Genomic DNA, 15,312 nt, shown 5'->3' with positions numbered 1-15,312 from the left:
GACATCCACCACCTACCTCGACAGCCCCGGCGAGAAAGCTTGGCTAATGCGTCTCCATCGCAGCTTTCGAGCTTTTCGGTTAAGAACCACTAAGCAACTTCTTCGAAGATGGCCCAGCGCGTCATGCCCGACGGCGGGGCGAGACTCCTGCACGCGATCACCTGCTGACCGCGGAGCAGATCGCCGAGTAAAGACCTGACTATCGGACGGGCAGTCGAGCTTCAACAGGTTCATCACGCGAGGTACATCGACATCAACCGGTTCACCTTGAAGAAGTGAGCGGCCTACTCAATGTGTCGCCGGTGACAATCCGTACCGGCGTACCACGTCGTCCAGCCAGTCCGGTGCGGCAGGGGTCAGGCCGTATCTGGCTGCCAGCTCGGTGAATTCGGCCGACTCATGCAACGGTGAGCCGGGTGCCACCGCGGCCTGCCCGGACATCAGCAGCTCGCCCAACTCGCGGAAGTAACTTTCGAAACCCCCACCGGGGGCGATGACCTCGATGATCCGCCCGGGGTCGGATCCGGCATTCCACATGGCATGCATCTGACCGCGGGGAATGGAAACCACATCGCCTTTGCCGGGTTGCACCACGGTCAGCGCAGCGCCTTTCGTCCTGGCCATAGCGCTACTCCTAGCTCGCCCCGGTCAAGCTGACCGCCGTCTCATCTCGAGGTGGCCACAGCGGCTGCGGAACCTCCACGCCGAACGGGGCATCCCACTGGTTGCGCGACGAAACCTCGTGCACCGGAAGACGATTAGCCGCCACGCCCCATCGGCCCAGGGGGTAACCGAGGGCCAGCATGGCCGACATCTTCCAGCCCTCGCCGACGGGAACACCGAGTATCTCGTTCACCCGGTCCTCGAAGTTGCGGAGCACCATCGTCATCACACCGCCGACACCTTCGGCCCGAGCGGCGAGCAATGCGCTCCAGATCGCCGGGTAGATGTTGGCGCCGCCCAGATCGTCCATGGCATAGACGAACAGCAGCAGCGGGACCTCTTCGAAATGGTCGGCCAGGTAGTTTCCCGAACCCTTCATCCGACGCATGGTCTCGACGTGCGCGGCGCGGTCGGCGCCGGGGGCCGTCGCAACCATCGGCCCGGTCCCGGTCCTGAACTTCTCGTACTCAAGGTCGCGCGCCTTCCGGAACAGTTGCGCGAACTGGCGAATTAATGCGCGATCGTCGACGGCGACGAAATGCCAGCGTTGGTATTGCCGCCGTTCGGCGCGCGAACTGCCGCGTCGAGGATCCGGGCCTGCGTGTCGAGTGGGATCGGATCCGGCTGTAGCCGCCGCATCATCCGCGTGGTGTAGAGGGCTTCGTGGACGTCCATCTGTGCTCCTTTCCCGCTATTGGGGCCAGCTGTTGTTCAAGATGAGGTCGACGAAGTCCTGCCGCTCGAACGTAGGGTCGAAGTGCGCCAGCACATCGGCGTTCATGGTCCCGAACGTGGTGTCGGGGCGGTGCTTCATGCCGTCGTTGAAGGCCGCGAGGATGCGGTTCTTGAAGTCCGGCCGAGGGTGGGCCGCGGTCACAGCGTCGATGGCCTGCGGCGAGAGCTCTTCGCGGCCGATTCCGACGACGTCCGCCTCGACACCGGCGTTCACCAATGCGATCTCGGGCTCGAGGAACTGCGGTACGCCCGGAGTGGTGTGCAGGGCAATGGCCAGCCACACCTTGCGGGCATCCGCGCCGTCGACGCCGTGCTCCAGCAGGAAATCGCGTGCCGCGTTGGCGCCGTCGACCTCGAAGCGCAGCTCAGAGTTGCGGAACCGCTCGGTGAGGCCGAGATCGTGGAACATCGCGGCCACATACAGCAGCTCGAGGTCGGGTCGTAGGCCCAGCCCCTCGCCCCTCAGTGCCCCGAAGAGGAACACCCTGCGCGAGTGATCGAACAGCAGATCGTCCTCGGCATTACGTATGTACTCGGTCGTCTCGCGCACCAGCGCGCTGTCGGGGATCGTGATGCCGGCGATCGACTGGATCGATTGGGTGCTCATCTTCAGCCTCCTTCGTTGGACTAGTTCGTTTGAGTCAACGCAGGTGAGGAGTCGTGGGCATACGGTGATTGAGCCGTTCGCTCCACAAATTGCGACACAATGACGGTGTGATTGCGGGTGCTCGCTCGCGGGTGGTGGTGATCGTCGTCTTTGACGACGTCACGATGTTGGACGTCGCTGGGGCGGGGGAGGTCTTCGCCGAGGCGAACCGATTCGGCGGCGACTATCAAATCAAGATCGCATCGATCGACGGACGCGACGTGACGTCTTCGATTGGGATCCGCCTGGGTGTCACCGACAGCATCGCGTCCATCGAATCCGCCGACACCGTCCTGGTGGCCGGCAGTGACACCATTCCGTCTCGGCCCATCGATCCAGTACTGGTCGCGGCGGTGAAGTCGATCGCGGACCGGACCCGGCGGCTGGGTTCGATCTGTACCGGATCGTTCATCCTTGCGCAGGCGGGACTGCTCAGCGGGCGGCGTGCCACCACGCATTGGCGAGAAACACGAAGACTGGCAAGGGCTTTCCCAGACATCACCGTCGAGCCGGATGCATTGTTCGTCCGTGACGGCGACATCTTCACCTCGGCCGGGGTGTCGTCGGGCATCGACCTCGCGCTCGCACTGGTCGAACAGGATCACGGGGCCGACCTCGTGCGCGACGTGGCTCGTTGGTTGGTCGTCTATCTCAAACGCGCTGGGGGACAATCGCAGTTCTCTGCGCTCATCGAGTCGAACCCGCCGCCGCAGTCAGCGCTTCGGGTCGTCACCGAGACGATCGCCGCCAACCCCGGCGCCGACCACAGCGTGAAATCCCTTGCGGTGCGGGCTTCGTTGAGCACTCGCCAGTTGACGCGGCTGTTTCGCTCCGAGCTTGGAACGACGCCTGCAGAATACGTCGAGATGATCCGCATCGACGCCGCGCGCGCTGCACTCGACGCCGGACGCACCGTCACAGATACGGCACACCTCGCCGGGTTCGGCAGCACCGAGACTCTTCGACGTGCGTTCGTCGAACACCTCGGAGTGTCCCCGAAGGCGTACCGCGACAGATTCCGTACCGCGATTCGGGGCTGAGGCGTCAGCCGACCTTGCGCAGTTGGAATGGACTCTGGGTGACGACCCCGCCCGCGCAACCGTAGTTGGAGTCTGAGGAGACGACACCGCCGAGCGTCGTGGGGTCGACCGACATCGACACCACGGCCGGTTCGTAGCTGCCGTCCTCACAGGTGAGACCGCCGGGTTTGGAGACGGTGAAGTTCCAGCGGCCCCCGGAGTACGTGGCGGGAGTGCGCCACCCCTGATTGCTGGCGACCGTGCCCGTACAACCGACAGGCCCGCATCTCGTCGCGAAGGTCAGCACCAGGATGGAGTCGCCGTCCACCTCGGTGTAGGAGCCGTTGAGCAGCGGAGGGTCGGCGGCCGCCGTCGCGGCGAATGCAATGCATGCGGTCGCCGGCAGGGCGACCGCGATTGCCAATGTGCGCAAGGCGTTTGTCATAGTGACTCAGGAATTTACGGCCGCGTCGGGCGAATCCACGGTGGCAGGACACGCAAATGCCCGGTTGTATCCGTCCCGCCGCAGGATCGAGACCTTCGGAACGAATTTCCGCCGTTACGGCGCCGTCTTGCGTCGACGGCCCGACAGGAGGAAATACACCACCGCACCGATCGCCAGCACGCCGGCGACGGCCGCGGCGATGGCCACCGGCTTCACCCACGTATCTTGCGCGGGCGCAGCGGTTTCGCTGCTGCCCAGCTGGACCTGATAACCAGGGAGCGGACCCTGCGACGGCTGGACCAGGCCGGGGAGCTGCTGGGTGCTGGTGATCTCGAACAGGCGCTCACCGCCTCCGGTCTTGGTCCAGTGCCCCCATGCGGGGGTCTCCTCGTCGAGCAGCACGCGGTGACCACCGACCGACGGGTCATCGCCGAGATCGGCCAGCATCTTGACCCGGAATGGCTTCGATTCTCCGTCCTTGTACTTGAGCGCTACGAGCACGTTCTTGAAGGTCGTCGGCGGCTTGGGCTTTGGGGGCGGCGGCTGACCGGGCGCCGGCCGGTAGCCGCCACCGGAGAAGCTGCCAGTCGACACCGTCACCGGCTTGCCAGAGGGGTCCCGGTTCACCGCTGTGAAGCTGTACACGCCCGGACCGGGGGCCGTGAGAACGGCGCGTCCGCTCGGCGGGACGTCGAAGACTCGGGTGGTGTTGTCGTAGGGATAGATGATCTGCAGCGGTGTCTTGTACGGATTGGTGAAGACAGGCCGGTACCAGCGGTCATAGCCGGTCCACCGCGAATTCCATTGCGTCACTGAGCTACTCCACGTCGACGACGTGGTGGTGGTCGTGGTGCTGGTGAACGACTCCAGGGACTCCGTGAGTTCGGTGACCTCCGCCTCCGTCGCCGTCGGCGCATCGACGTCCACCGCCTCGGCGCCGTGAGCCTCGTCGAAGTCCTCCTGCGACACCTCGGCGATGTCGGGGTCGGCGGTGTCGGCTTCGACGGCCGGGTCGGCGACGTTCGTGTCGGGGTCGCCGGGATCGCCTGGGTCCGCTGGGGCGCCGGGGTCACCCGGTGCCTCGCCCGGTCCCGGTTCGTCGGGTGCCCCTGCGGGTCCGGGTTCGTCGGGAGCGCCGGGCGCTGGTTCCTCCATGTCGGGAGCCGGCGCCTCCGGCTCGGGAGCCTCGGCAATCGGCTCACCCGCGTCCACCGGGCCGGGTTCTTCGACGGGTTCGGCGTAGGAGCCGGAATCATCGACGATCTCGGGTGCGTCGCCGTCGTCGTACGGATCGGCCCAAGCGGGCGGCACGGCACCCAGCCACATGGCCGTCGTCACTGCGACCGATGACAAGGCGAGGGCACCGCGCCGGTAGCGGGCGCTTCGAGCTTCGTTCACGTGATCTCCCGTCGTGTGCCGCCTGCCGCGCCTGTGGCACAGACTTGCGACCTTGGCAGATTCTCCGCGGCCATGGCGCGGGACACGCCGCGAAAGACGAGCCACAGCAAGAACCCGCCGGCCCTATGACGGGGCCGGCGGGTTGGGCGGGTTGGTCAGTGCGCGGTCTTGACCTGGGTCGAGGCGACCTGCATCGGCTGAGGGGCCTGCGAGCCGGTCGCGGGGTCGGCGCCGTCGTTGTGGCCGGGCTTGCCGGTGTAGGGGCCGTGGGGCGTCTTGGGGAAGGTGATGTGCTGTTCGGTCTGGGCGATGCCGGGCGCAGGGACGCCGACTCCGTTGCCGTCGCGGGCCGCGTCGAGTTGCTCGTCGAGCGCCTGGCGGGCGTTAGTGACCGACTGCTGGGCGGTTCCGGTCATCTCGGTGCCCGAGGTGCTCGAGTCGGCGTTGGCGCTTGCCGCGGCGAGGACGCCGGCCAGAGCGGCCAGTCCGAAGATGACGAGGGCGGCGGTGGCGGCGATGCGGTTCTTGATCATCTGAGTTCCTTTTCTCGGGGCCATCTGGTGTGGCGTTGAGAAAAGAATGGGGCGCGGTCCTCAATGGAAACTCAATGCCGCGTTCGTGCAGCTCAGCGGTTATTGAGAGGGCGAATCCCCGGGTGCGATCTCGAAGGTGAACTGGTGACCGGCGATGTCGATGGCGTCGCCGTCGCAGAGCGTGACGCTGCCGCGAACCCGCTCGCGCGCCACCACCACGCCGTTGCCCGACCGCAGGTCATTGATCACGAAGCTGGCGCCGGTGTCGATGATCGTTGCGTGGTATCGGCTGACTTTCGGGTCGTCGATGACAACGGTGTTGTCGCCCCGGCGCCCGATCCCGGTAACCACGGTTTCCAGCGGATAACAGCGGCCCGCGACGTCACGAAGCTGCGCCCGATTGGATCCCGCCGCGCCCGTGATCGCGGTCGACGTGTGACGCTCGAGCATGGTGACGACGTCGGAGGCATCGCTCTGAGCGATCTGTTGGATGTGCAGGGGCTCCTGGCGCAGAATCCGCTCGTGCAGTGTGCGCAGCGTCGGTCCTGGATCGATGCCCAGGTCCTCCGACAGCGACGATCTGACGCGGCGGTACGCGTCGAGGGCATCGGTCTGCCGCTCGGCTAGATAGTAGGCCGTGATCAACTGCGCCCACAGCGGTTCCCGATAGGGATGTTCGCCGACGAGGTCCTCGAGCTGGTTGATCATCGAACCAGCACGCCCGCAGGCGATTTCGGCTTCAGCACGAAGCACATGCGTGGCTACCTTGTCCTCGACCAGCGCGGCGGCGAATGGTTCTACGAAGCGGAACTCCCGTAGATCGTGGAGAACGGAGCCGCGCCACTGCGCCAACGCGGCCGCAAGCCGGTCGGTGGCCAGCCCGAACCGGCCCGCGGCCGATGCCTGCGCTCCGGCTGCCTTCTCGGTGTTGAACCGCCCCAGATCGCAGGCCGCGTCGGGCACGTTGAGCTGGTAGCCCGGCCGGGCACTGGCCAAGATCGCCTTCGGGTCGGCGCCGCCCGAACCAAGAACCTTGCGCAGGTTCGCCACGTAGACATGCAGGTTGTGTATCGCGTCGGCCTCCGGCATGTCCTCGTCCCAGATCGCCGCGATGATCGAGTCGCGCGGCACCGGACGGTTGCGGTTGATCAGTAGCAGCGCCAGCACAGCGCACTGCTTCGGCGTGCCCAACGGCACCGGTTGGCGGTTCACGCTGACACGCAGCGGACCCAGCACACCGAAATCGAGCCCCGACGCAGCCATGGGCCCCGTTGTATCAGCCGACCGAGAGCTTGACCACGGGATTGGCGCCCACGTCGGTGACATAGACGTTGCCCGCCGCGTCGACCGCCACCCCCTGAGGGTCGTTGAGCCCCGTGAAGGGCAGCGGAAACGCCGCACTCGTGCCGGGCCGCAGCTCGACGATCCCGGCGTTCCCGCGGTCGGTCACGTAGACGTTGCCCTTCGAGTCGACAGCCACACCGTGCGGCTCGTTCACCCCAGCGAACGGTAGTGCAGTGGCGTCCGTCGAGTCCGTCGCCAGCTGCAGCACCCGGTTGTTGCCGGTGTCGGTGACGACGACACCACCCGCCGGGCCAACTGCCACGCCGCGGGGATCGTTGAGGCCGGTGAACGGTACCGGACTCGGAGTGGTGGCGCCGCTCGCCAGAAACAACACACGATTGTTCCCGCGGTCGACGACATAGACGTCGCCATTCGGCTTGACGGTGATGCCGCGCGGGTCGTTGAGGCCGCTGAACGGCAGCTGGGTCGCCGCAGGTGCGCCGAGGGGAAGCCACATCACTCGGTCGTTACCCGAATCGGTCACGTAGACATCGCCCTTGGCATCCACCGCGACATCTCGTGGATTCTTCAGACCCTCGATCGGCAGCGGGGTCGCCGTCTCCGCGCCGGGCTCCAGTCGCATCACCTGGTCGATGCCGATACCGGTGACGTACGTAGTCCCATCGGCCTCGACCGCGATTCCTGCCGAGACCTGAAGTCCTGTGAACGGCAACGGTGTCTGCGACAAAAAGCCTTGACCGACCGGCGTCGGTGAAGCGCTGTCGGCGTCCGATGACTGTGGCCCGGCGATGACGACCCCCGCAACGACAATCGCCACCACTGCCACCAGGGCCGCTGTCAAGACACTCATAGCCTTGCGAGACAGGCGTTTTCGTGGCTTACTCGCTATCTTGGCAGCGGCTTCGCTGTCGCCCGCTGCCGCCCGGGCGGCCAGCGCCAGGTCTTGGACGGTCGGGTAGCGATCGTCGGGATTTTTGGCCATCCCCTTGGCGATGACGGCATCGAAAGCCACTGGAACGTCCGCGCCGCTCTTGCTGGGCTGTGGCGGCGGAGTGTGCAGGTGATGAGCGATCAATCCCTGCATGCCGATGTCGCTGGTGAACGGCGGTTCGCCGGTGAGGCATTCGTAGAGCACGCACGCCAACGCGTACACATCCACCCTCGAATGGGTCTTCACTGCCGCACCGATCGCTTCCGGTGCCATGTAAGCGGCGGTGCCGATGGTCTCCCCGGCTTTGGTCAGCGTGCGGTCTCCGGAGGCATGTGCGATCCCGAAGTCGATCAGATAAGCGAAATCGTTGGCGCACACCAGAATGTTGGAAGGCTTGACGTCGCGATGCACCAGGCCCACGTCGTGGGCGGCCTGAAGCGCGCCGGCTATTTGGGAGATGATCGCCACCGCGCGGGTCGGCGACAGGGCGCCTTCCTGCTTGATCAGCGTGCGCAGGTCGATCCCGTCGACCAGCCGCATGTTGAGAAAGAGCCGACCGTCCACGTCGCCGAAGTCGTGGATTGGAATGATGTGCGGCTCGGTCAGCTGTGCCACCGCCTCGCACTCGCGCCGAAACCGTTCGCGGGACTCGTCGTCATCGGCGGAGTTTTCGGGCAACACCTTCAGCGCGACCACCCGATTGGTCTGCGAGTCGCGCGCCCGCCACACCTGGCCCATGCCGCCCGCGCCCAGCAGCGACAGGAGTCCATAGCGGCCGAAGCGCTTGATGGGTACCTCGGCGCGGGCGCCTTCCCTGCCGCGGGAGGCGTCCTGGGCGGGTGGGCCGTCCCCGCGCTGCGTGGCATCGTCGCCGTTGACCGTGTCATCCATAGCGTTGCTGAATCGGCTCTCTCGCGACGGACTCCACGCGCCTATTTAACCAGTCTAAACGTCAACGAGGCGGCTGTTACGCGATGCGTTTGGATGACTTCTGCGTCATCGGGCGACTATTGCGTTGGCATGTTGGCGAGTTCGACGGCCCGGTTCAACGTCTGACGGTCGACGACGTCGGCCGCATTCATGGGTCCGGTGAGGACGTCCGATTCCCTCGCGATGTCGATCATGAACCTCACGCTGTCATCGGTGAGCCCGCCTCCGTCGGTCCAGAAAGGGTGCTGCTGGATGAGGTCGAACAGCTCTCTGAGTGATTCTTCGGAGGGGGGTGCTTCGACGTATTCGTCGACCGCGCTTCGGAACAAGGCGTAGTCGCTTTTCAGCGTCCGCATCGCGCGCAACGTGGTGGCGCAGTATCTGGCGGCGAGCTCGCGGTTCTGTGCAAGCCAGTCCCCGCGGGCGGCCTGGGCTACCTTGATGAATCCGGGGGCATTGTCATAGAGCGTGGCCATCAACACCGGTTGATTCACCATTGCCTTCGCACCGTCGTACTGCGTGTCGTGTATGACCGTCGCGTCCAGCTGGCCTGCGACCCACTCATCGAGTCGGAGGCGGGAGCTTTCGAGGATCACCGGATTCGGAATCTCGTGGACGTCACGGTGTTCGCCGATGCCGCTCAGCAGCGCGTTGAGCACGATGGCGCCGGAGCCACCCGGGCTGTCGATGCCCACCCGCGTCGATGGTTCGAACAGCTGGCCGGCGTTGTTCACACCGTTGGCGCCGACAAGGACGAAGTCGTCCATGCTGACGTAGGGGCAGAACATCTTGACGTCTTCGCCGTGCTCACGCGCGTCCAGGATCGCGGACACCGACGTCGCCAGGACCTGGGCTTCGTTGTCGCGCAAGGTCTGTACCGCGTCGGTGTGGGTGTCGTACTGGATGATGTTCTGCTGGGTACTGAGGGTCAGCCCGAAGTCGTGTCCGTAGCGGTCTACGCCGTAGACCAGCGGGATCTGGGACGGCTGTGGTTGTGAACCCAGCACGATGCGCAGCGACTCCCCGGTGCTTGGCGCGCCCGGTTGGGCTACGGCGGAGGTGCAGCCCGCGAGCGAGAGCGCACTGGCGGTACCGACGGCGATCAAGCACATCGCATTGCGTCGAGCGCTCTTGGTTGGCATGGGTCTCCTCGTTGTAGGTTGCGCTGACCGTACGCGACGAGGACCGGGTTCGTTGGTTACTGAGCATCCGTCGTCGACAGCGGTTGGCGTTCGACGGAGCGTCCGAGGGCAACCTTTGCGGTGATGATGCCCAACTTGGCCATGCCCAAGTACGTCGACGGGTTGAACAAGGTCGGCCACACGGTGCGCGTCCTGTGTTCGTCGACCGGCCGGTCGGTGAAGCGATCGCGCAGCCACCTCAGCGTCATGGGCGCCGACAGCGGGTGCAAGAGCAGGTGACCGCAGAATCGATCGCGGTGGTAGGTGACCGCGGCACCCATGCGTTCATACTCGGCCACCAAGGCATCGACGTCGTCGACGCTGATGATCCCGTCGTGCACCGCCTGGACGACGAGCACGGCGGGCTTGGGCCTGGACTTGCCGAGCTTGGTCTCGTCGAAGATGTGGCGCACGTCGGGCAGGTCCCACAACTCGTCGGCCGTCATGTCGACATACGACCCGATGTCGACATTGCGCAACTGCCAGACGGCCTGCGCTGTCGTCATTGTCTGCAGCTTTTCGAGCAAGGCCTTGCCCTCGTCGGTTGCGTGCTCGTTGACGACATTTTGCGCGCCCGGGAAGACCTGGATCAATGCGGAGATCATCAGCGCGGCCAAGCCGGCGAAGAAACTGCCGTTGAGGCGGCGCGCCACACTCCCCGGATCGCCGACAGGTGAACCCAGCACGGCGCCAACGATATTGAGCTCCGGTGCATATCGCTCACACAGCTCGGCCGCCCACGCCGAAGCCAAGCCGCCCCCCGAATAACCCCAGAGACCCACTGGTGCGGACGGGGCCAATTCCAGGCGCTCGCACCGCATCGCGGCACGCAAGCCGTCCAGAATCCGGTAGCCGGGTTCGACGGGAGCACCCCACATGCCGTGACAGCCTTCGTGGTCCGGTACGCAAACCGCCCAGCCTTCGGCCAGCGCGGCGACCACCAACAAGTATTCGGCTTGGACGAACGCACCGATCGGTCGCGCGCCTCGCCTCATGGCGAACGAGGGGAAACAGCGCGACGCGACAGCGTCGATCGCGCACTGGTACGAGAGAACCGGACAAGCGACGCCCGACTCCCGCTGTGACGGGACAAGCACCGTCGTCACGGCGACTTCCGGTTCTTCGTGCAGATTCGTCGTGCGGTACAGCAACTGGGTGGCTTTCACTCGTTGGCTGACGAGACCGAGAAATCCGATCTCCACGTCGCGTGATCGCAACACCGTGCCCGGGTCCGCGTGCTCGTAACCTTGCGGTGCTCGATAGAACGGGTCGTCATCCGGTGAGAGCGGAGGTTCGCCGCGGCGCATCTCTTGGTGCGGCGGATTTGCTTCTTTGACTGGCGTGAATGAGTTGTCCATGGGTGTGACGGCCCCCCTCGGCGTTTTACTGACAGCGCGCGAGTCGCCGCCGCCCGGGGGATGCATTACCCGCGGTAGCGGGCTGCCAACCGTCCGTCAGCCGATCAACGCTCCTGGGCTCGCATTTAACCGACAGCGTGTCCCGCTCTTCCGTCAATGCCGATCGTTGAGGCCGCCAGGTGCTGTCGTCCCCGCCAGATCGTGTACACGCTGCAGATGAGCACGATACAAAGCGCGAAAAGATAGGCCGCCGGAAGAAGCTGATCCCACGTTCCCGGGTGGCGCAAGGACATCAAGCCTGCCTGTGGAGGCGAGCTCCTCGATGCGATGAACCACCCCCCGAAGGTCGCAGCGAGCGTCCACATGGCCAGCGCCGCGACGCGCGAGCGATGCACGAAGCCGAGAACCCCAAGGTGGACAAGGAGCGGCGCGAACCACACCCAGTGGTGGCTCCAGCTGAATGGCGACACGGCGGCCGAGGTCATCCCCGCGATGGCGATGCCCAAGAGCAAATGACCTCGGCGCCACGCCGCCGCGGCGATTGCGATGGCGAAGATCGCGAGTATGACTCCGGCCGCGCTCTCCCACCGCGTCGCCCAGTCAAGGCGCGCGAGGAGTCCGGTCAGGCTGGTATTCGCCAGGGGGTCACTGGAGATCCGTCGTACATCCTGAAACCGCCCCTGCAGCCAGAACTCGTTCGAATCGGCCGGTAGTGCTACGAACCCGACTGCAACGGTCGCGACGAAGGTCAAGCCAGCGATGACTGCCTCGCGACGCCGCCCGGTTGCGACGAGGAAGACGATGAAGAGCGCGGGTGTCAGTTTGATCCCGGCGGCGATCCCGATACCTACTCCGGTCCACCTGCGGGGCGGTTGCGTCAGCACATCGGCGAGGACGATAGCCATGATGAGCAAATTGATCTGGCCGAGCTGCAGCGAAAGACGGACAGGCTCGAGCCAGATGATCGGAGCCGTCAAAAGCGCCGTCAACCCCCACAAACCGGTTCCGGTCGTGATTCCTGCAGCACTGAGCATCCGGTGGACGATGTAACCCACGGCGGCCACGTTCAGCAGAAGGCCAACGGCGAGAACGGCAGGCTGGCTCAAGCCGATCAGTGGGAGAAAGCAAAGAGCGGCGAACGGCGTGTAGGCGAAGAGCATCGTGTTCGGATTTCCGGTCATCCCCGCCGAATACAGGTCTTGGCCATCCCAGACGCGCAGTGCTCCGAACCGGTAGACCTGCAGGTCCACCTGGCTGGCCAGGCTGGGCCACCGAAGATATGCGGCCACGTACAACGCCAACCCAACAACCAAGACGACTGGCCCCACCACACGGACCGCTGGAGAGACGGGGCGAGCGACGAGATTGGCCTGCACGATTAGGCGACTCCTACATCGGTGCCATATTCGGTGCCCCGCGTATTTCTTGTGGGCGGGAATCGCGGGCAATCCTGATAGCGCCTCACCGCGAACATTCGCGGTCGGCACCGTTTCGAACGGCCCCCCGGACGTCTGTTCCCGCCGCGGCGTTCGGCAAACGGTTTGGAAGTAATTGGTTCCCCGTCACACTCAATAGTTCAGATTGAATGGGGATTGGCAGACGCGACTATGCCGCCGAGTGTGGGTTCGTGGAGCCGGTGACGGGAATCGAACCCGCGTTCTCAGCTTGGGAAGCTGATGTTCTGCCATTGAACTACACCGGCTTGTTTGAGCACGAAGGCTAACATCCGAGCCGCTAGGCTCGTCGGGTGCTGCTCTCCGACCGCGACATCCGCGCCGAGATCGCTGCCGAGCGACTGGGGCTCGATCCCTTCGACGACTCCCTGGTTCAGCCGTCCAGCATCGACGTCCGCCTCGACAACCTGTTCCGCGTCTTCAACAACACGCGCTACACCCACATCGACCCGGCCAAGCAGCAGGACGAGCTGACGACGCTGGTCCAAGCCGATCCCGGTGAGCCGTTCGTGCTGCACCCCGGCGAGTTCGTGCTCGGCTCGACGTTGGAACTGTGCACCCTGCCCGACGATCTGGCGGGCCGCTTGGAAGGCAAATCCTCTCTGGGTCGTCTGGGCCTGTTGACGCACTCCACTGCGGGGTTCATCGACCCCGGGTTCTCCGGGCACATCACCCTCGAGTTGTCGAACGTCGCGAATCTGCCGATCACGCTGTGGCCGGGAATGAAGATCGGCCAGCTGTGCCTGCTGCGGCTGACCAGCCCCGCCGAGCACCCCTACGGCAGCGCGCGGGTCGGTTCGAAGTATCAGGGTCAGCGTGGCCCGACCCCGTCGCGGTCGTACCAGAACTTCATCAAGTCGAGTTGATCCGCTCGGCACGGACGCCCGTTGATACGAGTAGGGTCGAGATACCAACGTCGGCAGCATCGACCCCAGCAAATGTCGGTGGAGGCGTAACACCTGTGCTGCTCACGGCGATGAGTTACTAGTCGCCGACCTGTGCTTGGCGAGATGCCGATCGGCGATCCAGGCTGGTAGCAAACGTTTTGGAGGGGCAGTGGACATCGTTCTGGGTGTGTCGATGACACCTGCGACGGTCCGCATGGTGCTGGTCGAGGGCGAGATGGCCGACGGAGCCACCGTCGACCACGACGTCATCGAGGTCAGCGAAAGTGGCGGCTCAGCAACATCGGGTGCCGCCGCCCAGGTGGTGGACGCAGTGCTTGGCACCAAGGAGAGCGCCGAGGCGGGTGGTCATGATCTGAAGGCCGTCGGCGTCACGTGGAGCGATCACGCCGAGGCCGCGCAGCTGCGTGACGCGCTCGCCGCCCGCGATATCGAGGACGTCATGCTCGTCTCCGACGGGCACGCAGCGGCCGCACTCGCCCAGGCCGTCGGGCGGGCGGTCGGATATGACACCACCGCCCTGCTGTTCATCGACCGCGACACCGCGACGCTGTCGGTTGTCCAAACCGACGACGGGTCCGTGGTCAAGGTTCTCAGCAGCAGCCTGCACAGCCAGGACGCGATGGCCGTGCTCGCCGACATGGCCGCCGCCGTCGATGCCCAGGACAACGCACCGCAGGGCATGTTCGTCGTCGGATCGGGCGTCGACGTTAGCTCGGTGAGGAGCCATCTCGAGCATCTGGTGAGTCTGCCGGTGCGCGCCCCCGACGAGCCGGAGATGGCACTGGCGCGTGGTGCGGCGCTGGCCGCCGCGGCCGCGCCCGCGTTGGAGGCCTCGACCGTCGGACTCGCGTACTCCCAGGACCCCGACGGCACCACCGCGGGTTCGGTGTACGCCGGGCTCGCCGGCGCGGAAACCCAACTGGCGCCCGCTGGTGGTGACGGCGCCTTCGTCGGCGACTACGCGTCGCGGACCGACTTGTCAGCCGCGGCCAACGAGGACCGCAAGCCGTTCCTGCTCGTCGGTAGCGCGATGGCGTCGATCTTCGTGGTCGGCGTTGTCGCGCTCGTGATCTCGCTCGCGGTCAGTATCCGGCCGACGGCCGACCAGCGGCCGAGCCCGGGACAGAGCGCGATCGTGCCCAGCAGCATTGCGCCCGCCCCACCGCCTCCGCCGACCGAACAGGCGCAGCCGGTTCAGGCGCCCCCGCCTCCCCCGAAGGCGGAGACCATCAAGGCTCCCGTTCCCGTCGTCCAGCAGCAGCCTGCTCCGCAGGCGCCGCCGCGGACCGTCTATGTCGAGGCGCCACCACCGCCGCCGCAAGCCCCGCCGCCCGCTCCTCCGCCCGCGGCACCGCCGCCTGCACCGGCACCCGTGGCTCCCGCGCCGGTCGCTCCGGCCCCGGTTCCGGTGGCTCCGGCACCCGCTCCGGTGTACGTGCCGCCGGTGATCGCACCGCCGCCCTATTACTACCCGCCGCAAAACACATGGAATCCGCCATGGTCGCCGTCGCCTCCGAAATGGAAGCCGCCGAAACCGCAGAAGCCACAGAAGCCACAGAAGCCGCCGAAATGGACGCCGCCGTGGCAAAACGGGACCGGTGGTTTTTACGGCGGGTCGGACGATTACCCCGGTAGCAACGCGGGTCAGTACCCCGGCAGCGGCGACAGTGACAGCGGATCGTCCCGCGGGCCGGGCTCCGACGGATCCAGCCGCGGTGGATCGAACTGCTTCCTGGGGCTCTGCCGCTAGCTCGTAACCCGCCGTTGGCCGTGTGATCGGTGTCGCGTAGCGATTAGCTCATCGGA

The 15,312-nt window shown here is 65.7% G+C and carries 13 protein-coding genes, 1 tRNA gene and 1 pseudogene; 3 read left to right on the top strand and 12 right to left on the bottom strand.

Annotated features, from left to right (window positions below):
* Positions 1–288 precede the first annotated feature (288 nt).
* The 3 genes and pseudogenes from AU198_RS06520 to AU198_RS06510 all read right to left on the bottom strand — a co-directional run bounded on the left by AU198_RS06520 (position 289) and on the right by AU198_RS06510 (position 2,005).
* Positions 289–624 (bottom strand): cupin domain-containing protein, encoded by a 336-nt coding sequence (locus AU198_RS06520; RefSeq protein ID WP_064346801.1) that lies wholly within the window; start codon positions 622–624, stop codon positions 289–291.
* Between the two features lie 10 nt (positions 625–634).
* Positions 635–1,338, bottom strand: a pseudogene (locus AU198_RS06515) (nitroreductase family protein).
* A 16-nt stretch (positions 1,339–1,354) separates the two neighbouring features.
* The gene (locus AU198_RS06510; RefSeq protein ID WP_064346799.1) at positions 1,355–2,005 is read right to left on the bottom strand and encodes an HD domain-containing protein; all 651 of its coding nucleotides are present in this window, start codon (positions 2,003–2,005) and stop codon (positions 1,355–1,357) included.
* A gap of 107 nt (positions 2,006–2,112) precedes the next feature.
* Here AU198_RS06510 and AU198_RS06505 point away from each other — a divergent pair, with 107 nt between their 5' ends.
* Positions 2,113–3,084 (top strand): GlxA family transcriptional regulator, encoded by a 972-nt coding sequence (locus tag AU198_RS06505; protein ID WP_286141438.1) that lies wholly within the window; start codon positions 2,113–2,115, stop codon positions 3,082–3,084.
* Positions 3,085–3,088: 4 nt separating this feature from the next.
* On the opposite strand, the gene AU198_RS06500 is transcribed toward AU198_RS06505, so the two are convergent.
* From AU198_RS06500 to AU198_RS06460, 9 genes are all read right to left on the bottom strand, one after another.
* Positions 3,089–3,496, bottom strand: coding sequence for a hypothetical protein (locus tag AU198_RS06500; protein WP_231744593.1), 408 nt, complete (start codon positions 3,494–3,496; stop codon positions 3,089–3,091).
* Positions 3,497–3,622: 126 nt separating this feature from the next.
* Complete coding sequence (locus AU198_RS06495; protein ID WP_064346794.1) at positions 3,623–4,906, bottom strand: hypothetical protein; 1,284 nt, start codon at positions 4,904–4,906, stop codon at positions 3,623–3,625.
* Positions 4,907–5,061: 155 nt separating this feature from the next.
* Positions 5,062–5,439, bottom strand: coding sequence for a hypothetical protein (locus tag AU198_RS06490; RefSeq protein WP_064346793.1), 378 nt, complete (start codon positions 5,437–5,439; stop codon positions 5,062–5,064).
* Between the two features lie 99 nt (positions 5,440–5,538).
* Complete coding sequence (locus AU198_RS06485; protein ID WP_064346791.1) at positions 5,539–6,702, bottom strand: BTAD domain-containing putative transcriptional regulator; 1,164 nt, start codon at positions 6,700–6,702, stop codon at positions 5,539–5,541.
* A 13-nt stretch (positions 6,703–6,715) separates the two neighbouring features.
* On the bottom strand, positions 6,716–8,566 hold the full coding sequence (locus AU198_RS06480; protein ID WP_064346790.1) for a serine/threonine-protein kinase PknD: 1,851 nt from the start codon (positions 8,564–8,566) through the stop codon (positions 6,716–6,718).
* Positions 8,567–8,682: 116 nt separating this feature from the next.
* On the bottom strand, positions 8,683–9,747 hold the full coding sequence (locus tag AU198_RS26570) for an ABC transporter substrate-binding protein (protein ID WP_231744592.1): 1,065 nt from the start codon (positions 9,745–9,747) through the stop codon (positions 8,683–8,685).
* Positions 9,748–9,803: 56 nt separating this feature from the next.
* Entirely contained in the window at positions 9,804–11,144 is a 1,341-nt protein-coding gene (locus AU198_RS06470) for a lipase family protein (RefSeq protein ID WP_064346785.1), read from the bottom strand.
* A 125-nt stretch (positions 11,145–11,269) separates the two neighbouring features.
* The gene (locus AU198_RS06465; RefSeq protein WP_064346784.1) at positions 11,270–12,520 is read right to left on the bottom strand and encodes a glycosyltransferase 87 family protein; all 1,251 of its coding nucleotides are present in this window, start codon (positions 12,518–12,520) and stop codon (positions 11,270–11,272) included.
* Positions 12,521–12,772: 252 nt separating this feature from the next.
* Positions 12,773–12,846, bottom strand: a tRNA-Gly gene (locus AU198_RS06460).
* 45 nt (positions 12,847–12,891) lie between these two features.
* Between AU198_RS06460 and dcd the strand changes: the two genes are divergently transcribed.
* Both dcd and AU198_RS06450 read left to right on the top strand, forming a co-directional pair.
* Complete coding sequence (dcd, locus tag AU198_RS06455; protein ID WP_064346781.1) at positions 12,892–13,464, top strand: dCTP deaminase; 573 nt, start codon at positions 12,892–12,894, stop codon at positions 13,462–13,464.
* A gap of 190 nt (positions 13,465–13,654) precedes the next feature.
* A complete protein-coding gene (locus AU198_RS06450; RefSeq protein WP_082690892.1) occupies positions 13,655–15,256 on the top strand; it encodes a DUF7159 family protein in 1,602 nt (533 codons plus the stop codon).
* Positions 15,257–15,312 lie beyond the last annotated feature (56 nt).

This window comes from Mycobacterium sp. GA-1199 (assembly GCF_001500045.1).
Taxonomy (GTDB): domain Bacteria; phylum Actinomycetota; class Actinomycetes; order Mycobacteriales; family Mycobacteriaceae; genus Mycobacterium.
The sequence above is the reverse complement of the archived record's forward strand: the minus strand, read 5'-3'. Positions and strand labels throughout refer to the sequence as shown.